Genomic DNA, 22,629 nt, shown 5'->3' on the forward strand with positions numbered 1-22,629 from the left:
GGAGGTTCGACGATGGATGCAAGTTTCCCGAACGAGGGGATGTTCGGCCGGCGCGGTTTCTTCGGCGGTTTCGGCCGTGAGCAACGGCCACCATTTGTGATGTGGGTGCCGACGGACGACGGCGCGTCGGGCGATGGTCCCGGCGATCGAGACGGTGGTCGACGCGGTCGACCGCACGAGCGGCCGGGCTTCGGTGACATGCCACGCAGAGGCCATCGGCGGGGGCGTTTCGGTCCAGACGGCGGACCCGGCCCCGGCTTCGGTCCGGGCGCTCAGTTCGGTCGCGGGCGAGGACGTGGCGGACGAGGTCGTCGAGGAGATGTGCGCGCTGCGATTCTGCTGTTGATCGCGGAAGAGCCGATGCACGGCTACGAATTGATTCAGCAGATCGTCGAGCGCAGCGGCGGCGTCTGGAAGCCGAGTCCGGGCTCCATTTATCCCGCGCTGTCCCAACTCGAGGACGAAGGACTGGTGATCATCGAAAAGGTTGCCGGCCGCAAAACCGCCAAGCTGACAGAAGAAGGCGTCGCGTACGTCGAGGAACATCGCGCCGATCTCGGGGCGCCGTGGGATGACGTTCGTCTCAGCGTAGGGGAGCCGGAGCAGGACCTTCGAGAACTGATCGGCCAGCTGATGGGCGCGGCCGGTCAAGTGGCTGCTGTAGGCACACCAGCGCAGGTCAAGGCCGCAGCCGACGTGCTTGTCGAGGCGCGCAAATCGCTCTACCGAGTGCTTGCCGGTGATGACTCCGATGAAGGCGGCAATTGAGACGTCGGATACCTACTGTTCGGTAGGGTATGCGCCTCGAAGTTTCTGGTGTTACGGTCAGCTCCCTCGTAGGATCAGAGCAGGAGCAGGAACAATGTCTGGCGTCAAACGGTCTGTGGGACTGACATTTTCGGTAGCAGTGGCGCTGCTGATCGGAGCACCGCCGGCGATATCGGCTGCAGCACCGACGCTCCCGTCTGCGAGTGCCGACGCGATGGATGTTCCCCTCGTCATCGGGCCAGGCCAGGTGTCGCGTTCGGTAGCCACCGCATTCGCTCATGCTCATCCAGGATCCGCACCTGCCGGATCGAACGATTTCGGCTGTGAGCCTTCCGCCACGCATCCCCGACCGGTTGTACTCGCCCACGGAACCGACACCGAGGCGTACGCGGATTGGGCGGCCCTGTCGCCGGCACTGGCAGCTGACGGCTACTGCGTCTTCGCTCTCAATTACGGCGGTGCGATCAAAGAAGAAGACGGGGACGTCGCACACGAGACCTACGGCGTCGGCGACATAGTCGGTAGTGCCACCGCGTTCGGTTCTTTCGTCGATCAGGTGCTGACCGCGACCGGAGCGGACAAGGTCGACGTGATCGGCTATTCCCAAGGCGCGACGGTGACGCGGTACTACGTCAACAAGATGGGCGGCGACGCCTACGTCGATCATTGGGTCGGTTTGGCTTCGCCGACATACGGTGGGGTGATGTTCGGGTTGGTTCCCATTGTCCGTGCGATCCCCGGCGGAGAAGACTTTGTCGAAGACGTCTTTTCGCGAGCTGTCCGCGAGCAGATGCAAGGGTCGGATATGTTGAACACCCTCAACGCCGGCGGTGACACCGTACCCGGAGTGCGCTACACGACCATCGGGTCCACTGTCGACGAGATGATCCAGCCGTCCTCGAACATCGCGCTCCGCGGTGCCGGTGCAGAAAACATCGTCCTCCAGGATCTGTGCCCGTCTAACCTGACCGGCCACTTCCGCATGCCGTACGACCCCTACGTGATCGACGTCATCCGGACGGTCCTCGACCCCGATGCCGAGCGGCACGCTTCGTGCAGCGTGGTGCCGCTCGGCACGGATATTCCGCAAGTGGTCATCGACGCAAATTCGTGAGCTGCAAATTCGTGAGCTGCTAACTCGTGAGCACCGAGATCACGTGGGTCGGGATGTTTACTCGGCGAGCTTGGCAGTGGCCTGCGCCCACAGGAAGAACTTGTTCGTTCCGAGGTCGCGGACGGTCTTGATGTTGAACGCTGCCTTCAAATGTTCTGCGTCCGAATCGCTTACGCCGTTGAGTGCCGCGACCGGGGCGTCCGCCAATTCTTCGACGGACTTTCCTGCGTAGGCCTTGTCGAACTTACTGTCGATGCCTGCCATCTAAGTTCCTCCGTGTGATCGGTGTATCCCGTATCAGCCTCCGCCGAGTGGCGACGACAGAAACAGTCAATACCGAGGACCGGTGAATGTGCAGGGTTCTGATCAAAGAAATTGCTGAGAAAGTGGTTCGGTGTGGCGCGAGGTAGGTCGTAGCTCTCGCAGTCCTTAGACTGACAGTTCCACCCACCGACACATCCGGGAGCATTTTCGTGAGTTGCAGTCCACCGCGTTCGACAGGCCGATCGGCTGATCAGAGTCCGAAGAGCCCAACGAAACGGGAGAGCTGACATGCGCGTCGTGTTCGCCGGAACACCCGAACCCGCGGTTCCTTCACTGCGTCGGCTCATCGAATCCGCCAACCACGAAGTGGTAGCCGTCGTCACGCGTCCGGACGCTGTGGCGGGCCGCGGTCGAAAAGTCACCCGATCGCCGATCGGTCTGCTTGCCGACGAGCACGGCATCCCGGTGCTGACGCCGGCCAAGGCGTCCGATCCCGACTTCGCGGCCGAACTCGCCCGCCTCGAACCGGACTGTGCACCCGTCGTCGCCTACGGAAACCTGTTGCCGCAGAACGTCCTCGACATTCCGAAATACGGTTGGGTCAATCTGCATTTCTCGTTGCTTCCCGCGTGGCGCGGCGCCGCGCCGGTGCAGGCCGCGATCAGTGCCGGCGACGAGGTGACGGGCGCCAGCGCGTTCCGTTTGGAAGCCGGCATGGATACCGGCCCCGTGTACGGAGTGATGACCGAGCGGATTCGCGACACCGATACGGCAGGCGACCTGCTCGGACGTCTCGCGGAAAACGGCGCTGCCCTCCTCGAATCGGTACTCGACGGACTCGAGGCCGGCGAGATCAACGCGGTTCCGCAGTCTGACGACGGCGTCTCGTACGCCCCCAAGGTGACGGTGGACGCGGCCCGCGTGCGATGGGAACTGCCCGCTCGCACAGTGGACCGGCATATCCGAGCCGTCACACCCGCACCCGGGGCCTGGACGATGATCGGTGATCTTCGAGTCAAGGTCGGCCCGATCACCGTCACGGACGAGACCCTGGCAGTCGGTGAGATCTCGGTACGCAAGGATGGTCTGTACATCGGTACCGCGACCACCGCGGTGCGACTCGGGCAGATTCAGCCCCCGGGCAAGAAATTGATGTCGGCAGGGGACTGGGCACGCGGTGCCCGACTCGACGCGGAGGTACGAGCACAGTGACCGAATCACGACGACCGGCACGGCGGACACAGGGTCCCGGAGCCAAGACCGGCGGCGGCGCCAAGAACACCAAGCCGAAGCAGGCCAAGCGGCCTGATCCGGCAACCGCCGGGCTCGATCAACCGCGTCTGGCGGCGCGTGACGTCCTGCGCGCGGTCCGTGAGCGTGACGCGTACGCGAACCTGGTTCTGCCAGGGCTCCTGCGTGACCGCAAACTCGACGCACGCGACGCGGCGCTGGCAACCGAACTGGCGTACGGCGCGGCACGTGCTCAGGGGCTGCTGGATGCGGTGATCGCGCATGCAGCGGGTCGGCCGATCGAAGAGATCGACGGAACGCTGCTCGATGTTCTCCGACTCGGCTCGTACCAATTGCTGCGCACTCGTGTCGCACCGCACGCTGCCGTCGCAACTTCGGTCGATCTGGTCCGCGCCGAAAACGGCCAGGGCCGAGCAGGATTCGTCAATGCGGTCCTGCGCCGTGTTTCCGAACGCACCCAGGAGGAGTGGGTCGAGCTGCTGGCCCCGAAGGACCCGGTCGGCCGGCTCGCCTTCGAGCACGCTCACCCCCTGTGGATCGCGCAGGTATTTGCCGACTCGCTCGGCGCTGCTGCCGGTGAACTCGAAGACGTCCTGATCGCCGACGACGCCCGCCCTGCCGTACACCTCGTCGCCCGCCCCGGCGAGATCTCCGCCGAGGAGCTTGCACTGGTGACCGGCGGCGAGATCGGGCCGTACTCGCCGTACGCCGTGCATCTCGACGGCGGTGACCCCGGACAGCTCGAGGCGGTCCGCCAAGGCTTGGCGGGCGTGCAGGACGAGGGCAGTCAGCTGGTGGCCCGCGCCCTCAGCATTGCTCCTCTCGAAGGTGAAGACTCCGGACGCTGGCTCGATCTCTGCGCAGGTCCGGGCGGTAAGGCAGCGCTTCTCGGCGCTCTCGCCGGTATCGAAGGCGGGCGACTCGACGCCGTCGAGCCCGTCGAACATCGCGCCGAACTGATCCGCAAGACCACTCGCGAGCTTCCCGTGGACGTACACGTGGCGGACGGCCGCGAATCCGGGCTCGAACCCGGATACGACCGCATCCTCGTCGACGCTCCCTGCACCGGGTTGGGTGCGCTGCGTCGGCGCCCGGAGGCACGTTGGCGTCGCCAGCCGTCCGATGTGGCTCCGCTCGTGAAGTTGCAGCGTGAATTGCTTGCTGCCGCAATCGAACTGGTTCGCCCCGGCGGAGTGGTGCTGTACTCCACGTGCTCGCCGCACTTGTCGGAAACGCTGGCAGTGGTCGCCGATGCGGTGCGGCGTCATGGCGTCTTGGAACTCGACACCAAGGAATTGGTGCCAGGTGTCCCGGACGTCGGAGACGGATCGTCGGTTCAGTTGTGGCCGCATCGACACGGCACGGACGCTATGTTCATGGCCGCTTTGCGCAAGCCGCTGGCCTGATCCCATGACTTCTGGGCATCGGTAGTCGTATGGTGCCTACATGGTTACGTGGGAACAGGTTGTAGTACTGGGTTCGGCTCTTCCCTCCGTGGAAGAGTCGACCTCGTACAACACCCCGGCACTCAAGGTGGCAGGTAAAACTTTTGCACGGCTCCGCACCGAAGCGGAGGGCGCTTTGGTCGTGATGTGCGGTCTGGACGAGAAGGAGGCGCTACTCGCCAGTGGCGAGTCGGCTTTCTTCACCACCGATCACTATCACGGGCACGGCTCGATCCTCGTGCACCTCGAACTGATCGACGAGGTGCAGTTGGGTGAGATGCTCGAAGACGCGTGGCGGATCAAGGCACCGGCCAAGGTGCGAAAGCTCCACACCGTCGTCAAGAACTGATCTGATTGCACCGGCTCCGATGTGCATGCACGGTCGGCAATGAGACACAGCTAAACTCGGCGTCGTGGCTTCCCCGATGATTGCACCGTCCATTCTGTCCGCAGATTTTGCTCGACTCGCTGATGAAGCGACTGCCGTGTCCGGCTCCGACTGGCTTCACGTCGACGTGATGGACGCGCATTTCGTTCCCAATCTCACGCTGGGTCTGCCGGTGGTCGAGAGTCTGCTGAAGGCGACGGATATTCCGCTCGACTGCCATCTCATGATCGAGAATCCGGAGCGCTGGGCGCCGCCGTACGCCGAGGCCGGTGCGTACAACGTCACGTTTCACGCCGAGGCCACCGATGATCCGCGTTCGGTTGCCCGCGATATTCGTGCAGCTGGTGCCAAGGCGGGGCTGAGCATCAAGCCTGGAACCCCGATCGACGACTACCTGGAAATCCTCAAGGACTTCGACACCCTCTTGATCATGAGCGTCGAACCCGGATTCGGTGGTCAGTCCTTCATGCCTCAGGTGCTCGACAAGGCACGCGCAGTTCGAAAGCTCGTCGACTCGGGTGAGCTGACGCTCCTTGTCGAAATCGACGGCGGCATCAACGCTTCCACGATCGAGCAGGCCGCTGAAGCAGGGATCGACTGCTTCGTCGCCGGTTCGGCGGTGTACGGAGCGAGTGATCCCGGTGAGGCGGTGCGCAAGCTGCGCGCGCAGGCCGCCTCGGCGTCGCCGCACCTGACGCTGTCGGTCTGAGCCGCTCGATGGCAAAGGGTGGACAGGCGTCGACGGCTGATCTCGACGCCGCGATGCAGATCGCGCTGGCCGCAGCTGATTCCGCGCGCGGATTCACCAGCCCCAACCCACCGGTCGGCGCGGTCATCCTCGCTGCCGACGGAACCATCGCGGGCGTCGGTATGACGCAACCGCCCGGTGGACCGCACGCCGAGGTTGTAGCTCTCGACGAGGCCGGCGATGCGGCACGTGGCGGTACGGCAGTGGTGACACTGGAACCGTGCAATCACCAGGGACGAACCGGCCCTTGCTCGCAGGCATTGATCGACGCCGGAGTCTCGGCGGTTGTCTACGCCGTCGGTGATCCCAATCCCGAGGCTTCCGGCGGCGCAGCGACCCTCATGCGCGCTGGAATCAGCGTCACGGCCGGACTGCGAGCACCCGAGGTGGAAGCTGGTCCACTGCGGGCCTGGCTGCACAAACAGCGCACCGGTCGCCCGCACATCACGTGGAAGTACGCGGCCAGTCTGGACGGACGCAGCGCCGCCGAGGACGGAACGAGTCAGTGGATCACCGGTCCGCAGGCGAGGGCGCGCGTGCATGCGCAGCGAGCGCAGATCGATGCAATCGTGGTCGGTACCGGCACCGTGTTTGCCGACGATCCGTGGCTGACCGCACGTCAGCCCACCGGTGAGCTCGCGGCGCACCAGCCCGTTCGCGTCGTCGTCGGAAAGCGTGAAATACCCTCGACGGCAAGCATTCTCGACGACACCGCACCGACTCTGGTGCTCAACACCGACAACATCGACGAAGTAGTCGAGGCGTTGGGGGAGTACACGGACGTACTTCTCGAGGGTGGGCCCCGTCTGGCCGGAGCATTCCTTGCCGCCGGATATGTCGACGTCATCGAGGCATACATCGCTCCGATCCTGCTCGGCGCGGGCGCCTCCGCGCTCGTCGATGCCGGAGTGCACACCATCACCGACGCCCACCGATTCCGTTTGGAGTCCGCGGTAACGATCGGCCCCGATATTTTGTTGAGTCTGGTTCCGGAGAGTTCTGCTCCGGGGAACGAGGAGTAGGGCGCGTGTTCACAGGAATTGTGGAAGAACTCGGCGAAATTGTCGCCAAGGAAGAACTGGTCGATGCTGCACGTTTCACGGTGCGCGGGCCACTGGTCACCTCCGACGCCGGCCACGGTGATTCGATCGCGGTCAACGGAGTGTGCCTGACGGTGGTCGACGTGCTTGCCGACGGTTCGTTCACCGCAGATGTCATGCAGGAAACCCTGAACCGCTCGAGCCTGGCGAAATTGGATGTCGGCTCTCGCGTCAACCTCGAGCGTGCCGCGGCGCTGAACAGCCGACTCGGCGGCCACCTGGTTCAAGGGCATGTCGATGGAACAGGCCACGTCATTTCCCGCTCGCCGTCCGAGAACTGGGAGGTAGTGCGGATCGCACTGCCCGACTCCATTTCCCGTTACGTCGTGGAGAAGGGTTCGATCACCGTCGACGGAGTCTCGCTGACGGTCTCCGCGCTGGGCGGAGACCGCGGGTTCGAGTACTTCGAGATCTCGCTGATCCCGACAACGCTCGAGTTGACGACGCTCGGAACCGCTGTGGTCGGTACGCCGGTCAACCTCGAGGTGGACGTGATCGCCAAGTACGTCGAGCGGCTTCACTCTGCCGGTCGGTAGGACCAGGCTGATCGGACCCGTCCGATTGGTCGTAGGGTTGTCAGTGCATCCGTCGGATGCACTTGTTGTATTCGATGATGTGAAAAGTCAAGACTTTGGAGTGCGAGCACGTGACCAGGTTCGACAGTATCGAGCGCGCAGTAGCAGATATCGCTGCAGGTAAAGCTGTTGTCGTCGTGGACGACGAGGATCGCGAGAACGAGGGCGACCTCATCTTCGCCGCCGAGAAGGCCACCCCGGAACTGGTGGCGTTCATGGTCCGGTACACCTCCGGCTACCTGTGCGTGCCGCTCGACGGTGACGATTGCGATCGGCTGGGCCTGCCCCCGATGTACGCCACCAACCAGGACAAGCACGGCACGGCGTACACCGTCACCGTCGACGCCCGTGAGGGAATCGGTACCGGCATCTCGGCGTCGGACCGCGCTGCGACGATGCGTCTGCTCGCCAACCCCGAATCCGGTGCCAACGATTTCACTCGCCCCGGTCACGTCGTTCCGCTCCGCGCGAAGGAAGGCGGAGTACTGCGTCGTCCTGGCCACACGGAAGCTGCAGTCGACCTCGCCCGCATGGCGGACCTGCGTCCCGCCGGCGTCATCTGCGAAATCGTCAGCCAGAAGGACGAAGGCGCGATGGCTCAGACCGACGAGCTGCGAGTATTTGCCGACGAACACAACCTTGCTCTGATCTCGATCGCGGACCTCATCGCGTGGCGTCGCAAGCACGAGAAGCACGTGCTGCGTATCGCCGAGGCCCGCATCCCCACCCGCCACGGTGAGTTCACCGCTGTCGGCTACACCAGCATCTACGACGAGGTCGAGCACGTTGCGCTGGTGCGCGGCGACATCGCAGGCCCCGACGGCGACGGTAGCGACGTACTCGTCCGCGTTCACTCCGAGTGCCTCACCGGCGACGTCTTCGGTTCGCTGCGGTGCGATTGCGGCCCGCAGCTCGACGCCGCACTGGACATGGTCGCCCAGGAAGGCCGCGGCGTTGTTCTGTACATGCGCGGGCACGAGGGTCGTGGCATCGGTCTCATGCACAAGCTGCAGGCCTACCAGCTCCAGGACGCCGGTTCCGACACCGTCGACGCCAATCTCGAACTCGGCCTGCCGGCGGACGCCCGTGACTACGGCATCGGTGCCCAGATCCTGGTCGATCTGGGGATCTCGTCGATGCGTCTGCTGACCAACAACCCGGCCAAGCGTGTGGGTCTGGACGGCTACGGCCTGCAGATCACCGATCGTGTTCCGATGCCGCTGCGCGCGAATGCGGAGAACCTCACCTACCTGCGCACCAAGCGCGATCGGATGGGCCACGATCTGATCGGACTGGACGAGTACGAGGCGAACCAGAACACCGCACAGCCGGGAACCGCACTGTGAGCGGCGAAGGTCAGCCGCAGCTCGCGATCGCCGAGGCCAAGGATCTGAAGCTGGCGATCGTTGCCGGGCAGTGGCACGCGACGATCTCCGAGGCCCTGATCGCCGGCGCGCAGCGCGTCGCGCAGGAAGCACAGATCAAGGACGTGACACTGGTCCGTGTCGCCGGCGCGATCGAACTGCCGGTCGTTGCGCAGGCATTGGCGCGCACGCACGACGCCGTCGTCGCTCTCGGTGTTGTCATCCGCGGTGGCACGCCGCACTTCGAGTACGTGTGCGACGCGGTCACCGCGGGCCTCACACGCGTCTCGCTCGACGAAAGCACCCCCGTGGGGAACGGTGTCCTGACCACCGACACCGAGCAGCAGGCTCTTGACCGTTCGGGTCTGCCGGGTAGCGTCGAGGACAAGGGCGCACAGGCCTGCGCCGCCGCACTGGACACCGCAGTGACCCTGCGCCATCTCCGAGCACCATGGACCGAGGATTCGTTTCGATGAGTACACCCGGCGACAACGAGAACTGGGAACTGATTGCGTCACCGCGTAAGTCGACGCGATACGCGATCGGAGTTGCCGTCCTCCTGGTGATCGTTCACGTCACACTGGCACTCCTGCTTCGCCAGGGGTCCACCGGCGTGTACTTCCGTGCCGCGGACCAGATCGCGATGGCAGGCATCGGCACCATTCTGGCTCTCGGTGTGCTGATGTTGACGCGGCCCCGGGTCAAGGTGGGCAAGCAGGGTATTGCCGTACGAAACATCCTGGGCGAGAAGATCGTCGACTGGGATCTGTTCGAGGGACTCTCGTTCCCCGACGGTGCCGCCTGGGCACGCATCGAATTGCCCGACGACGAGTACATGGCAGTGATGGCGATCCAGTCCAACGACCGCGAGTACGCCGTCGACACGGTCGGTAAGTTCCGCGAACTGGCCGACCGCTACGCACCGGTCGCTCACAAGAGCAACTGACGTCTTCCGACCGGTTCGGTGCCCGCATCCTGCGCGTTTCCGAGTCGGTCGGTGGCGGCGACTAACCTGAAACCGTGCCGGATCCCTCGACTTACCGCCCCGCTACCGGAACCATTCCGGCTGCGCCGGGCGTCTACAAATTTCGCGATCCGCATGGTCGGGTCATTTACGTCGGAAAGGCGAAAAGCCTCCGTTCACGTTTGAACTCGTACTTCGCGGACGTCACGACACTTCATCCCCGTACTCGGCAGATGGTGACCACCGCCGGCAGCGTCGAGTGGACCGTCGTCAGTACCGAAGTCGAAGCGCTTCAGCTCGAGTACAACTGGATCAAGGAATTCGATCCGCGGTTCAACGTCCGGTACCGCGACGACAAGACGTATCCGGTTCTCGCGGTGACGCTCAACGAAGAGTTCCCGCGCTTGTTCGTCTACCGCGGTCCGCGGCGCAAGGGTGTCCGGTACTTCGGTCCCTACTCCCATGCCTGGGCGATCCGCGAAACTCTCGATCTGCTGCTACGAGTCTTTCCCGCACGAACGTGCTCGTCCGGAGTCTTCAAACGGCACAACCAGATCGGTCGTCCGTGTCTGCTCGGCTACATCGACAAGTGCTCGGCGCCCTGCGTCGGGCGAGTCAGCGCCGAGGAGCATCGTCAGATCGTCGAAGATTTCTGCGACTTCCTCGCCGGCCGCACGGACAAGTTGGTCAAAGATCTCGAAAAGCGCATGCAGCAGGCTTCCGAGGATCTCGACTTCGAGACCGCAGCCCGTCTGCGTGACGATATCGGGGCTTTGCGCAAGGCGCTCGAGAAGCAGGCCGTCGTACTCGGTGACGGCACCGACGCCGATCTCGTCGCCTTTGCCACCGATGATCTCGAAGCCGCCGTTCAGGTGTTCCACGTGCGGGGCGGACGCGTGCGGGGTCAGCGTGGATGGGTCGTGGAGAAGGCAGGCGACGCCATCGACTGGGCCGCACTCGACGCCGAGTCCGACCTGCCGATCCTGGTCGAGCAGTTCCTCACCCAGTTCTACGGTGAGCAGGCGGCCCTCGACCCGGGAGCGGGTTCCGAGGCCGGGATCAGCGCAGTTCCCAAGGAAGTTCTGGTGCCGGTTCTGCCGGCAAACGCGACCGAGATCCAGGCGTGGCTGAGCAAGCTTCGGGGATCGCAAGTGCAACTGCGGGTTCCGCAACGCGGCGACAAGAAAGACCTCGCCGAAACAGTCCAGCGAAACGCGAAAGAGGCTCTGGCGCAGCACAAGCTCAAGCGCGCCGGCGATTTCACTTCGCGTTCCGCGGCGCTGCAGGGCATCCAGGAAGCACTGGACCTGGACTCGGCTCCGCTACGAATCGAATGCATCGACATCAGTCACGTCCAGGGAACCGACGTCGTGGCGTCACTGGTCGTGTTCGAGGACGGGCTCCCGCGTAAGTCGGACTACCGCCATTACGCGATCAAGGAAGCTGCCGGCGACGGTCATTCCGACGACGTCGCGAGTATCGCGGAGATCACGCGTCGGCGGTTCCTGCGCCACAACCGCGACCTGGGCGTCCTCGCGGCGTCGGCGTCGACCATGGACCCGGACGGTGGTGATCTGGCTCCCGAAGCGGCGATCGACCCGGCGACGGGCCGGCCTCGGCGGTTCGCGTATCCGCCCAATCTGTTTGTCGTGGACGGCGGCGCCCCTCAGGTCACGGCGGCAGCGGCGGTCCTCGACGAACTGGGGGTGACCGACGTCGCGGTAGTCGGGTTGGCCAAGAGACTCGAAGAGGTATGGGTACCGGGGGAAGAAGATCCGGTCATCCTCCCTCGGACGAGCGAGTCGTTGTACCTACTGCAGCGCATCCGAGACGAAGCCCACCGCTTCGCGATCACGTTCCATCGCAGCAAACGCTCGAGGCGGATGACGGCTTCGGCTCTGGATTCGGTCAAGGGGCTCGGTGAAACTCGTCGAACCGCTCTGGTGGCTCACTTCGGTTCCGTGGCGAAGCTGAAAACGGCAACGGTCGAGGAGATCATGCAGGTCCCCGGTATCGGTGAGACCACCGCCACAGCAGTTCTGGCCGCACTCGGCACGGATTCGGCTGCAGCCGACGCGGGTGCTGAAGCTCGAGCGCTGCCAGCCGCGGTAGGGGATGATGAGCTGGACACGGAATCCGAATCGTCTGTTACGTCTGCTGACGCGCCCAGCGCCGAATCCGGTAGCGGTGACGAAGGCTCCGAGTCGCGAGAATTGTCCATGCCGACGACGGGGCCGAGTGCACAGTGACTACCGACAGCGCCAAAGACAGTCGAACGATGGATTTCCTGCTGGTGACGGGATTGTCCGGAGCAGGTTTGAGTACCGCTGCCAAGGTGCTCGAAGACCTCGGCTGGTATGTCGCGGACAATTTGCCACCTGAGCTCATTTCCCGAATGGTCGGTCTGAGCCTGACCTCCGACCCGCCGGTCGATCGTCTCGCCGTCGTGATCGACGTGCGGAGTCGACTCTTCACCGGCGATCTCGGGTGGGTGCTCACCGAACTCGAGGCGGAACCGATCCATACTCGGGTGCTGTACCTCGAAGCGTCGGACGACGTGTTGATCCGACGGTTCGAACAGGTGCGCCGCAGTCATCCGTTGCAGAACGACGGCATCGACGGCACGTTGTCCGAAGGGATCGCAGCCGAGCGTCGGCAGTTGGCCGTGGTGAAGGCGGCCGCCGATCTGGTCATCGACACGTCGGCGCTGAAGGCGCATCAGCTGCGTCAGAAGATCGAAACGGCGTTCGGGAACGATGCCAACCGCACGATGAAGGTGACGGTCCAGTCGTTCGGATTCAAGTACGGCCTGCCGATGGACGCCGATCTCGTCTGTGACGTTCGTTTCCTGCCCAATCCCCACTGGATCCCTGAACTTCGCCCGCACACCGGTCAGGATGCCGACGTCCGCGACTACGTGTTGTCCCGCGAGGGCGCGGAAGACTATCTCGACACCTACCGACATCTGGTGGATTTGACGATCGCCGGATATCGACGAGAAGGAAAGCGCTACATGACAATTGCGGTCGGGTGCACCGGCGGTAAGCACCGAAGCGTGGCCATGTCCGAAGCTCTCGCGAGGCGTTTGGGTTCCGAGGACGACATCTCGGTCAGCATCGTGCACCGGGATCTGGGGCGCGAATGAGTGAACCGACACATCGCTCGCGGGAGACAACCGAGGGGCCGGCCATCGTCGCGCTCGGCGGCGGGCACGGATTGTTCGCCACGCTCCAGGCCGTCAGACGCTTGACGGTCGACGTCACCGCCGTGGTCACGGTCGCCGACGACGGTGGTTCGTCGGGCCGGCTGCGCGCCGAACTCGGCGTCATCCCGCCTGGAGACCTCCGGATGGCGCTGGCAGCTCTCGCGTCGGACGAACCCGAGATAGTCGACTGGACTCGGACCATTCAGCATCGCTTCGGCGGTGTCGGCGCACTTGCCGGGCACTCGGTGGGCAATCTCATCCTGGCCGGACTGACCGAGGTGCTCGGCGATCCGGTCGTCGCGCTCGACGAGATGGCGCGACTGCTGCGAATCCGTGGCCGTGTGCTGCCGATGTCGCCGATCGCGCTCGAAATCGAAGCCGACGTTCAGGGACTCGAAGAGGACCCCCGCGTCAGCCGCTGCATTCGTGGACAGGTTGCCGTCGCGACCACCCCGGGCAAGGTTCGGCGTGTGAGACTGCTCCCGTCCAATCCGCCCGCGTGCCCCGATGCCGTGACTGCGATCGATCGTGCCGATCTCGTGGTTCTCGGCCCGGGATCGTGGTTCTCGAGCGTGATCCCACACGTCCTGGTACCCGAACTCGTCGAATCACTGTCGTCGACGAACGCTCGAAAGGTGCTGGTGCTCAACCTCGCACCCGAGCCGGGGGAGACCGCCGGATTCTCCGCAGAGCGTCACCTGCACGTACTCTCCCAACACGTGCCCGATTTCCGGGTCGACTACGTGGTGGTCGACTCGGCGTCGGTACCGGCCGGGCGTGAACGTGAACATCTGCAGCGTGCGGCGGATCAATTTTCAGCCGAAGTCAGGTACGCGGATGTCGCGGACACCTCACCGGGCGCAGCGCATGTACACGATCCGGCAAAACTGGCCGATGTACTGGCTGAACTGTCGAGCAGTGCGGCAGTAGGGGATTCGACACAGTCTTCCCTGCAAGAACAGCAATCCGAAGAACAGAGGGAGAACGCTTCGTGGCAATGACAGCGGAGGTCAAGGACGAACTGAGCCGGTTAGTGGTGACTCAGGTCAGCTGCCGCAAGGCAGAGGTCTCCGCGTTGCTGCGCTTTGCCGGTGGGCTCCACATCGTCGGCGGCCGGGTGGTCGTCGAAGCAGAGGTGGATCTGGGCTCCACGGCGCGACGTCTGCGCCGGGAGATATTCGACCTGTTCACCTACAGTGCCGACGTGCACGTACTCAGTGCGGGCGGGCTTCGAAAGTCCGCTCGCTACATCGTGCGTGTGGCGAAGGAGGGTGAGGCCCTCGCGCGCCAGACGGGACTGCTCGATCTTCGCGGGCGCCCGGTTCGCGGCTTGCCTGCGCAGGTCGTCGGCGGAAGTGTCGGCGATGCCGAAGCAGCGTGGCGCGGTGCGTTCCTCGCGCACGGTTCCCTGACCGAACCCGGCCGTTCGTCGGCGCTCGAAGTGAGCTGCCCGGGCCCGGAAGCCGCACTTGCTCTGGTTGGAGCTGCGCGGCGTCTGGGGATCTCGGCGAAGGCACGTGAGGTTCGCGGAACGGATCGTGTGGTGATCCGCGACGGTGAGGCCATCGGCGATCTCCTGACCCGAATGGGAGCCCAGGACACACGTCTGGTGTGGGAGGAGAGGCGGATGCGACGCGAGGTCCGCGCCACCGCCAATCGTCTCGCCAATTTCGACGACGCAAACCTGCGACGCTCTGCTCGCGCTGCCGTTGCGGCTGCTGCGCGCGTCGAGCGTGCGTTGGAGATCCTCGGTGAGGACGTGCCCGATCACCTCGCGGCGGCGGGTGCACTGCGCGTCGAGCATCGGCAGGCGTCCCTCGAAGAACTCGGCCAGTTGGCCGACCCGCCGATGACCAAGGACGCCGTTGCCGGACGTATCCGTCGCCTGCTGTCCATGGCTGATCGCAAGGCCAAGGAAACGGGCATACCCGACACCGAATCCGCAGTGAATGTGGAGCTACTCGAAGAGGGGTGACCTGCCCTCCGTCAGGGTGGGCTGCGCACGTTCGGGCCACGCGCATTAGGGTATGAGTCACATCGACCGATGAACCCCACGTCCGCGTCGTGCACACACGGATTCGGAGTATGCGTGGGTCAAGTTGCACACCAGAATCATGGTCAAAGGAGCGAATTGTGACTGTCCGGGTTGGCGTAAACGGTTTCGGCCGTATCGGACGTAACTTCTTCAGGGCGGTGGATGCGCAGAAGGCGCTCGGAACCACCGATATCGAGATCGTGGCAGTCAACGACCTGACTGACAACGCGACGCTCGCTCACCTGCTGAAGTACGACTCCATCCTCGGCCGTTTGCCGTACGACGTGTCGCTCGACGGTGACGACACGATCGTCGTCGGCGATCAGCGCATCAAGGCCCTCGCACACCGTGGCCCGTTGAACGAACTTCCCTGGGGCGAGCTGGGCGTCGACGTCGTCGTCGAGTCCACCGGCATCTTCACCGACGCCGCAAAGGCCAAGGGACACCTCGAAGCCGGCGCCAAGAAGGTCATCATCTCGGCTCCGGCCAAGGGTGAAGACATCACCATCGTGATGGGCGTCAACGACGACAAGTACGACGGCAGCCAGAACATCATCTCCAACGCGTCGTGCACCACCAACTGCCTCGGCCCCATCGCCAAGGTTCTCGACGACGAGTTCGGCATCGTCAAGGGTCTGATGACCACGATCCACGCGTACACCCAGGATCAGAACCTGCAGGACGCTCCGCACGCAGACCTCCGTCGCGCCCGCGCAGCTGCCCTCAACATCGTTCCCACCGGTACCGGTGCAGCCAAGGCAATCGGCCTGGTTCTTCCGCAGCTGCTCGGCAAGCTCGACGGCTACGCACTGCGCGTGCCGATCCCCACGGGCTCGGTCACCGACCTCACCGCGAACCTGAAGAAGTCGGCCACCGCCGACGAGATCAACGCTGCGATGAAGGCTGCTGCCGAGGGACCCCTCAAGGGCATCCTGAAGTACACCGACGCACCGATCGTCTCCTCGGACATCGTCACCGACCCGCACTCGTCGATCTTCGACTCGGGTCTGACGAAGGTCATCGACGACCAGGTCAAGATCGTCTCCTGGTACGACAACGAGTGGGGCTACTCCAACCGCCTCGCCGACCTCATCGGCCTCGTCGCCAAGTCTCTCTGAGCGGAGTTTCGATAACAGTGGCAGTTCAGACGCTGAAGGATCTGCTGGACGCTGGGGTCGGAGGGCGCACCGTACTGGTGCGTTCCGATCTCAACGTCCCGTTGGATGGCGGAGAAATCACGGACCCGGGTCGCATCGTCGCGTCCGCTCCCACCCTGCGGGCACTTGCCGAGGGTGGAGCGAAGGTCATCGTGACCGCGCACCTCGGGCGCCCCGACGGTCAGCCCGATCCCAAGTTCTCCCTCGCACCGGTTGCCGCGAAGTTGGCCGAAATCCTCGGTCGCAACGTGCAACTCGCCGGTGACGTCGTGGGACAGGACGCGCTGGCTCGTTCCGAAGGACTCACCGATGGTGACGTCCTGATGCTCGAGAACATCCGTTTCGACCCTCGCGAGACCAGCAAGGACGAAGCCGAGCGGGTCAAGCTCGCCAAGGCTCTCGTCGAGCTGGTCGGTGACGACGGCGCATTCGTCTCCGACGGATTCGGTGTTGTTCACCGTAAGCAGGCGTCGGTCTTCGACGTCGCGAAGCTGCTCCCGCATTACGCCGGATACCTGGTCGGCGCCGAGGTCGAGGTGCTCGCCAAGCTCACGCAGGACGCAGCGCGTCCGTACGCGGTGGTGCTCGGTGGCTCCAAGGTCTCGGACAAGCTGGCCGTCATCGAGGCACTGGCGCCGAAGGTCGACACTCTGGTGATCGGCGGCGGAATGTTCTACACGTTCCTCGCGGCTCAGGGTGTGTCCGTGGGCAATTCGCTGTGCGAAGAGTCCATGATCGAGACCTGCAAGGATCTCCTCGACCGGTACGCCGACGTCATCCACATCCCTCAGGATGTTGTCGTCGCGGACTCCTTCTCGGCCGATGCCGAGTCGAAGATCGTTCCGTTCGACAAGATTCCCGACGGCTGGATGGGTCTGGACATCGGACCGGAGTCGGTCAAGCGCTTTGCCGCGATCCTGACCGGCGCCAAGACGGTGTTCTGGAACGGCCCGATGGGCGTGTTCGAGTTCCCGAAGTTCGAGGCAGGCACCCGCGGTGTCGCCGAGGCAATCGTGGAGGCAACCGAGAAGGGCGCCTTCAGCGTCGTCGGCGGCGGCGACTCCGCAGCAGCCGTTCGTCAGCTCGGTATCCCGGACGAGGGCTTCTCGCACATTTCCACCGGTGGTGGCGCTTCCCTCGAGTACCTCGAGGGCAAAGAGCTGCCTGGCATCGCAGTACTGGAAGGCTGATCCGACATGGCACGTAAGCCGTTGATCGCCGGCAACTGGAAGATGAACCTGAACCACCTCGAGGCTATCGCCCTGGTGCAGAAGATCGCTTTCTCTTTGCCTGCGAAGTACTTCGACAAAGTGGACGTCACGGTCATCCCGCCGTTCACCGACATCCGAAGCGTCCAGACGCTGATCGAGGGCGACAAGCTCCTCCTCACGTACGGCGCGCAAGATGTCTCGGCTCATGACTCGGGTGCGTTCACGGGCGAGATCAGCGGCTCCATGCTGGCCAAGCTCGGTTGCACCTTCGTCGTGGTCGGTCACTCCGAGCGTCGCACCCTTCACGGTGAGACCAACGAGACCGTCCTCGCGAAGACGAAGGCTGCTCTCAAGAACGGCCTCACGCCGATCGCGTGCATCGGCGAAGGCCTCGAGATCCGCGAAGCGGGCGAGCATGTCGCCTACAACGTCGACCAGCTCAAGGGTTCGTTGGCGGGCCTGAGCGCGGAGGAGATCTCCAAGATCGTCATCGCGTACGAACCTGTCTGGGCCATCGGCACCGGCCGTGTCGCTTCTGCCGCCGATGCACAGGAAGTGTGTGCTGCGGTACGAGCAACAGTGGCCGAACTTGCCGACGCCGAGGTCGCGGCCGGCGTTCGCGTTCTGTACGGCGGTAGCGTCAGCTCCAAGAACGTCGGAGAGATCGTCGGCCAGACCGACGTCGACGGCGCTCTTGTCGGAGGCGCGTCGCTCAAGGCTGACGAGTTCGCAACACTGTCTGCGATCGCTGCAGGCGGTCCGCTCCCGTGATGATCGGGTAGTGAGCTGAAACTGCTCGCGACTAAGTCTGCGGGTGTGTGACCGAGTAGGTCACACACCCGCAGTTTTTTTGTTCGCGAGTCAGCTCACCAGTTTGGTTTCCAGAGCGCCGACGAGTTCGGGAGCAAGCTCCAACCCGGCGGTCAGATAGTTCTCAACGGTTCCGTAGTGGTGCTCGACCTGCTCGAAGGCAGCGCCCAGGTAACTCGCGTCGACGGAAAGCAGCAACCGGATCACCTCGCCCTTGTCTGCATCTGTGGCAGCGGCGATCTTCGCGACTGTTGCCTCGATGTACTCGGCCGAGTACGTGTTCGTGAGCAGGTAGTCCGCCGTGATCGTTTCGCGCGGTACACCAGCGAGTGTCTGCAGTAGTGCTGCCGCCCAACCAGTTCGGTCCTTGCCCGCCGTGCAGTGGAAGAGTTGCGGCCCCTCGGTGGTCGCCAGGGCGGCGAACAACTGCGAAAATCCGTTCCGAGTGACGGGGTCTGCGACAAAGCTGCGATTGATGTTCTGCATGAAAGCTGTTGCAGCGTCCGCTGTTCGGAGCGCCATCGCTTCGGCGTGGATGTTTCCGGACAGGATGGGAATGTGGGCGTACATCGCCGGCGCCGGCACGATGTCGGGAGTTTCGTTCGCCTCGGTTTCGGAGCGCACGTCATAGACGGCGGTCAGCCCCAGCGATTCCACGATTGCAAGATCCTCGGGCGAGGGCGTCAGTACGTTTGCACGGTAGAAGACTCCGCGGCTCATCGCCTGTCCGCTGGTCGTGACGTACCCGGGGCCGGCCACGTCGCGGAAGTTGTGAATCGAAGCCAGACGTGGTGTGTCGGGCAGGGCAGTGTCGGAAAGCATGGAGCCGGCCTTTCGGAGGTAGAGTCGCGTCAACTGAAAAACTACTGAATCGGTATCTCGACAGTGTGATCGATGCCACTGACCAAGAGTCGTGCCTGGCCGGGTGCAAAGTCATGTGCGAGGCGGGTATGTGGTCAGGCTATCTGCGCGCGCCTGTATGGTGTTATCGGTTGTAGTTGTCCCTATTGGATTGGTGGACGTAGACAGACATGAAACTGTTCCTGGATATCCTGCTGGTCATCACCAGCTTGCTCCTCATCGCCTTGGTGCTCCTGCATCGCGGTAAGGGCGGCGGTTTGTCGAGTCTGTTCGGTGGCGGTGTCCAGTCCAGCCTGTCCGGATCGACTGTTGTCGAGAAGAACCTCGATCGGTTGACGGTCTTCACCGCGTTGATCTGGCTCATTTCGATCGTCGGCATCGGCCTGGAGATCAAGTTCGCCTGATTCTCGGCTCATGACTTACAGCCGGTAGTTTTTCACACACGAATTTCAGACACGGAACCCCGCCTATCGAGCGGGGTTCTTTGTTTCGGTCGATAATTGTGTGATGACTGAAACCGCGTCGCATCGAGAAACACCGCGAGAGGCCACCGAGCCGCTGCGCGAAGACATCCGGCTTCTCGGCGGAATACTCGGACAAATAGTGCGAGAGCAAGCCGGCGACAATGTGTTCGATCTGGTCGAGCGAGCCCGTGTCGAGTCGTTCCGAGTCCGTCGTTCGGAGATCGATCGCGCCGAACTGGTGTCGCTGTTCGCCGAAATCAGTACGGACGACGCCATTCCCGTCATCCGGGCGTTCAGTCACTTCGCACTGCTCGCCAACCTGGCCGAGGACATCCATCGCGAGCGTCGACGGGCCATCCACGTCAATGCGGGGGAACCGCCCCGCGACAGCACTCTCGCGGCCACGTACACCAAACTTGATGCAGCCGATATCGATTCGGCCACCGTCGAAGAAGCGCTTCGGGGCGCCCTGGTCTCACCCGTCATCACCGCTCACCCGACGGAGACTCGACGCCGTACGGTGTTCGAGACGCAGAGTCGGATCACCGAGTTGATGCGATACCGCGAGCGCACGGCGCTGAGCGTCGCAGAAACCGCTGATGTAGATCTGCAATTGCGCCGTCAGATCCTGACCCTGTGGCAGACGGCTCTGATCCGGCTCAGCCGCCTCCGCATCCAGGATGAAATCGAGGTAGGCCTGCGCTACTACGACGCAGCGTTGTTCGAGGTGATTCCGAAGATCAATGCGGAGGTTCGCAAAGCTCTGCGCGCGCGTTGGCCGGAAGCTGGCCTGCTGCCGGAACCGATCCTGAGGCCGGGTTCGTGGATCGGCGGTGACCGAGACGGCAATCCGTACGTGACCGGCGAAATCGTCCAGCGCGCCACGTCGCGCGCTGCGGCGACTGCTCTCGAGCATCACCTCGAGGAACTCGAACATCTCGAGCGTGAACTGTCGATGTCGGCGCGGCTGGTTTCCGTCACGCCCGAACTCGATCTGCTGGCGTCTACCTCCGGCGACGACTCTGCCTTCCGGGCCGACGAGCCGTACCGTCGCGCGATTCGCGGTATCCGCGGGCGCTTGAGCGCCACAGCACTGACGGTACTGGGGGAGTTGCCCGCCCACGGCTCCGACGACGGACTCGAGGCGTACACCGACCCGGCACAGTTGCAGCGGGATCTCGGAATCATCGACACCTCGTTGCGTCGTTTCGGTGACGAGACCATCGCCGACGATCGACTCGATCGGCTCCGAGAAGCGGTGGAGGTGTTCGGCTTTCACCTGTCCGGTCTGGATATGCGGCAGAACTCCGAGGTACACGAAAGCGTCGTCGCAGAACTTCTGGCGTGGGCCGGAGTTCACCCGGACTATGCGTCCTTGCCGGAAGCCGATCGAGTCGAATTGCTGTCGGCCGAGTTGACGACGCGGCGACCACTGACTTCGCCGGACGCCGAGTTCAGCGAATTGACCACCAAGGAACTGGCCATCATGGCGGCCGGTGCCAAGGCAGTGCGGGTTCTCGGAGCGGGCGCAGTACCCAACTACATCATCAGCATGTGTACCTCGGTCAGTGACATGCTCGAGGCCGCAGTGCTGCTCAAAGAGGTCGGGGTGCTCGATCCGGGCGTCGGCAGCGAACCCTCCTGCCCGATCGGAATCGTCCCGTTGTTCGAGACGATCGAGGATCTGCAGGGCGGCGCCGACACATTGCTGGCGACGCTCGACATCCCGATCTATCGTGCGATCGTCCGTTCTCGCGGTGACAGTCAGGAAGTGATGCTCGGGTACTCCGACTCGAACAAGGACGGTGGCTATCTAGCTGCCAACTGGGCGCTGTACCGTGCCGAACTCGACCTCGTCGATGCCGCGCGTAAGAGTGGAATCAGGTTGAGGCTCTTCCACGGCCGCGGTGGAACCGTCGGACGTGGCGGCGGACCGAGTTACGAAGCGATTCTGGCTCAGCCTCCCGGTGCAGTCGCTGGTTCTCTGCGAATCACCGAGCAGGGTGAGGTGATTGCGGCCAAGTACGCTGAACCGCGTCTGGCACATCGCAACCTCGAAACACTCATCGCCGCGACTATCGAGTCGACGTTGCTCGACGTCGAAGGACTCGGCAGCGATGCCGACGCTGCCTACGCGGTACTGGACGAGCTCGCGGCCCTCGCCCGCACCGCGTACAGCGAATTGGTGCACGACACACCAGGATTCGTGCAGTACTTCGAAGCGTCGACACCGGTCGCCGAGATCGGGGCACTCAACATCGGCTCTCGTCCGGCCTCTCGCAAGCAGACCAAGGCGATCTCCGACCTGCGAGCGATTCCCTGGGTGCTCTCGTGGAGTCAGTCTCGCGTGATGCTTCCGGGTTGGTACGGAACCGGCGCCGCGTTCGAAAGATGGATAGACGGAGACGATACTCGGCTTGCCACGTTGACGGCCCTGTACGAGAAGTGGCCGTTCTTCCGAACCGTGCTCTCGAACATGGCCATGGTGATGTCGAAGTCGGATCTCGGTTTGGCGGCCCGGTACGCGGACCTCGTGCCCGACGCCGAACTGCGCGATCGAGTCTTCGGAATGATCACCGAGGAGCACGAACGCACAATTCGCATGTACAAGGCAATCACGGGCAACGAGAACCTCTTTGCCGACAACTCGGGCCTCGAGCGTTCGGTCCACAACCGGTTCCCGTACCTCGAACCTCTCAACCATCTACAGGTCGAGCTGATCCGTCGGTACCGTTCCGGCGACGAGAGCGATCAGGTGCGTCGGGGTATCCAGCTGACGATGAACGGCCTGGCCACTGCGCTTCGTAACAGTGGCTAGGTAACAGCGGCTGGTTCTGCAGGTTTACCAGGGGGTGCGTGCGGCGACTCTAGAGCTGTCGCACGCACACCCAACGCTGCACACCGG

22 protein-coding genes are annotated in these 22,629 nt (G+C 63.7%); 20 read left to right on the forward strand and 2 right to left on the reverse strand.

Features of this window, described 5'->3' with window-relative positions; translation table 11 throughout:
- The first annotated feature begins 99 nt into the window (after window positions 1–99).
- Both M0639_RS14055 and M0639_RS14060 read left to right on the forward strand, forming a co-directional pair.
- Window positions 100–768, forward strand: a complete 669-nt coding sequence (locus tag M0639_RS14055; protein ID WP_370333985.1) for a PadR family transcriptional regulator — start codon at window positions 100–102, stop codon at window positions 766–768.
- A 94-nt stretch (window positions 769–862) separates the two neighbouring features.
- Window positions 863–1,882 carry an esterase/lipase family protein gene (locus M0639_RS14060; protein WP_042445675.1) on the forward strand — a complete coding sequence of 340 codons (1,020 nt, stop codon included), beginning with the start codon at window positions 863–865 and terminating at the stop codon, window positions 1,880–1,882.
- A gap of 57 nt (window positions 1,883–1,939) precedes the next feature.
- Here M0639_RS14060 and M0639_RS14065 read toward each other — a convergent pair whose 3' ends face one another.
- Window positions 1,940–2,146 (reverse strand): hypothetical protein, encoded by a 207-nt coding sequence (locus M0639_RS14065; protein WP_003944900.1) that lies wholly within the window; start codon window positions 2,144–2,146, stop codon window positions 1,940–1,942.
- A gap of 288 nt (window positions 2,147–2,434) precedes the next feature.
- On the opposite strand from M0639_RS14065, the gene fmt reads away from it, so the two are divergent.
- From fmt to tpiA, 16 genes are all read left to right on the forward strand, one after another.
- Window positions 2,435–3,358, forward strand: a complete 924-nt coding sequence (gene fmt, locus M0639_RS14070; RefSeq protein ID WP_064075328.1) for a methionyl-tRNA formyltransferase — start codon at window positions 2,435–2,437, stop codon at window positions 3,356–3,358.
- Window positions 3,355–4,803 (forward strand): RsmB/NOP family class I SAM-dependent RNA methyltransferase, encoded by a 1,449-nt coding sequence (locus tag M0639_RS14075; RefSeq protein WP_064075327.1) that lies wholly within the window; start codon window positions 3,355–3,357, stop codon window positions 4,801–4,803. The genes fmt and M0639_RS14075 overlap by 4 nt, the downstream gene beginning before the upstream one ends.
- A 40-nt stretch (window positions 4,804–4,843) precedes the next feature.
- Window positions 4,844–5,191 carry an MmcQ/YjbR family DNA-binding protein gene (locus tag M0639_RS14080; RefSeq protein ID WP_064075326.1) on the forward strand — a complete coding sequence of 116 codons (348 nt, stop codon included), beginning with the start codon at window positions 4,844–4,846 and terminating at the stop codon, window positions 5,189–5,191.
- Between the two features lie 64 nt (window positions 5,192–5,255).
- On the forward strand, window positions 5,256–5,939 hold the full coding sequence (rpe, locus tag M0639_RS14085; protein WP_019748384.1) for a ribulose-phosphate 3-epimerase: 684 nt from the start codon (window positions 5,256–5,258) through the stop codon (window positions 5,937–5,939).
- Between the two features lie 8 nt (window positions 5,940–5,947).
- Window positions 5,948–7,000 carry a bifunctional diaminohydroxyphosphoribosylaminopyrimidine deaminase/5-amino-6-(5-phosphoribosylamino)uracil reductase RibD gene (gene ribD, locus M0639_RS14090; protein WP_030536416.1) on the forward strand — a complete coding sequence of 351 codons (1,053 nt, stop codon included), beginning with the start codon at window positions 5,948–5,950 and terminating at the stop codon, window positions 6,998–7,000.
- Window positions 7,001–7,005: 5 nt separating this feature from the next.
- Complete coding sequence (locus tag M0639_RS14095; protein ID WP_003944892.1) at window positions 7,006–7,614, forward strand: riboflavin synthase; 609 nt, start codon at window positions 7,006–7,008, stop codon at window positions 7,612–7,614.
- 110 nt (window positions 7,615–7,724) lie between these two features.
- A complete protein-coding gene (locus tag M0639_RS14100) occupies window positions 7,725–8,999 on the forward strand; it encodes a bifunctional 3,4-dihydroxy-2-butanone-4-phosphate synthase/GTP cyclohydrolase II (protein ID WP_003944833.1) in 1,275 nt (424 codons plus the stop codon).
- Window positions 8,996–9,493 carry a 6,7-dimethyl-8-ribityllumazine synthase gene (ribH, locus tag M0639_RS14105; protein WP_003944999.1) on the forward strand — a complete coding sequence of 166 codons (498 nt, stop codon included), beginning with the start codon at window positions 8,996–8,998 and terminating at the stop codon, window positions 9,491–9,493. Before M0639_RS14100 ends, ribH begins: the two co-directional genes overlap by 4 nt.
- Window positions 9,490–9,963, forward strand: coding sequence for a PH domain-containing protein (locus M0639_RS14110; RefSeq protein ID WP_003944987.1), 474 nt, complete (start codon window positions 9,490–9,492; stop codon window positions 9,961–9,963). Before ribH ends, M0639_RS14110 begins: the two co-directional genes overlap by 4 nt.
- Window positions 9,964–10,037: 74 nt before the next feature.
- Window positions 10,038–12,230 carry an excinuclease ABC subunit UvrC gene (gene uvrC, locus M0639_RS14115; protein WP_064075325.1) on the forward strand — a complete coding sequence of 731 codons (2,193 nt, stop codon included), beginning with the start codon at window positions 10,038–10,040 and terminating at the stop codon, window positions 12,228–12,230.
- Window positions 12,227–13,126 carry an RNase adapter RapZ gene (gene rapZ, locus M0639_RS14120; RefSeq protein ID WP_003944872.1) on the forward strand — a complete coding sequence of 300 codons (900 nt, stop codon included), beginning with the start codon at window positions 12,227–12,229 and terminating at the stop codon, window positions 13,124–13,126. Before uvrC ends, rapZ begins: the two co-directional genes overlap by 4 nt.
- Entirely contained in the window at window positions 13,123–14,187 is a 1,065-nt protein-coding gene (locus M0639_RS14125) for a gluconeogenesis factor YvcK family protein (protein ID WP_047270386.1), read from the forward strand. Before rapZ ends, M0639_RS14125 begins: the two co-directional genes overlap by 4 nt.
- Window positions 14,184–15,161 (forward strand): DNA-binding protein WhiA, encoded by a 978-nt coding sequence (whiA, locus tag M0639_RS14130; protein ID WP_021344225.1) that lies wholly within the window; start codon window positions 14,184–14,186, stop codon window positions 15,159–15,161. Before M0639_RS14125 ends, whiA begins: the two co-directional genes overlap by 4 nt.
- 158 nt (window positions 15,162–15,319) lie before the next feature.
- Complete coding sequence (gene gap, locus M0639_RS14135) at window positions 15,320–16,339, forward strand: type I glyceraldehyde-3-phosphate dehydrogenase (RefSeq protein ID WP_003944851.1); 1,020 nt, start codon at window positions 15,320–15,322, stop codon at window positions 16,337–16,339.
- A gap of 17 nt (window positions 16,340–16,356) precedes the next feature.
- The gene (locus M0639_RS14140; protein WP_054801929.1) at window positions 16,357–17,568 is read left to right on the forward strand and encodes a phosphoglycerate kinase; all 1,212 of its coding nucleotides are present in this window, start codon (window positions 16,357–16,359) and stop codon (window positions 17,566–17,568) included.
- A 6-nt stretch (window positions 17,569–17,574) separates the two neighbouring features.
- Window positions 17,575–18,360: a triose-phosphate isomerase gene (gene tpiA, locus M0639_RS14145; RefSeq protein WP_064075324.1), complete on the forward strand. Its 786-nt coding sequence runs from the start codon at window positions 17,575–17,577 to the stop codon at window positions 18,358–18,360.
- 90 nt (window positions 18,361–18,450) lie between these two features.
- Here the strand turns inward: tpiA and M0639_RS14150 are convergent, their stop codons facing one another.
- On the reverse strand, window positions 18,451–19,221 hold the full coding sequence (locus tag M0639_RS14150) for a tyrosine-protein phosphatase (protein WP_063316419.1): 771 nt from the start codon (window positions 19,219–19,221) through the stop codon (window positions 18,451–18,453).
- Between the two features lie 209 nt (window positions 19,222–19,430).
- Here M0639_RS14150 and secG point away from each other — a divergent pair, with 209 nt between their 5' ends.
- Together secG and ppc are read left to right on the forward strand one after the other, a co-directional pair.
- Complete coding sequence (secG, locus tag M0639_RS14155; protein ID WP_003944946.1) at window positions 19,431–19,664, forward strand: preprotein translocase subunit SecG; 234 nt, start codon at window positions 19,431–19,433, stop codon at window positions 19,662–19,664.
- A gap of 103 nt (window positions 19,665–19,767) precedes the next feature.
- Window positions 19,768–22,542, forward strand: coding sequence for a phosphoenolpyruvate carboxylase (ppc, locus tag M0639_RS14160; RefSeq protein ID WP_064075323.1), 2,775 nt, complete (start codon window positions 19,768–19,770; stop codon window positions 22,540–22,542).
- The last annotated feature ends 87 nt before the right edge of the window (window positions 22,543–22,629 follow it).

The organism is Rhodococcus qingshengii JCM 15477, assembly GCF_023221595.1.
GTDB lineage: Bacteria > Actinomycetota > Actinomycetes > Mycobacteriales > Mycobacteriaceae > Rhodococcus_F > Rhodococcus_F qingshengii.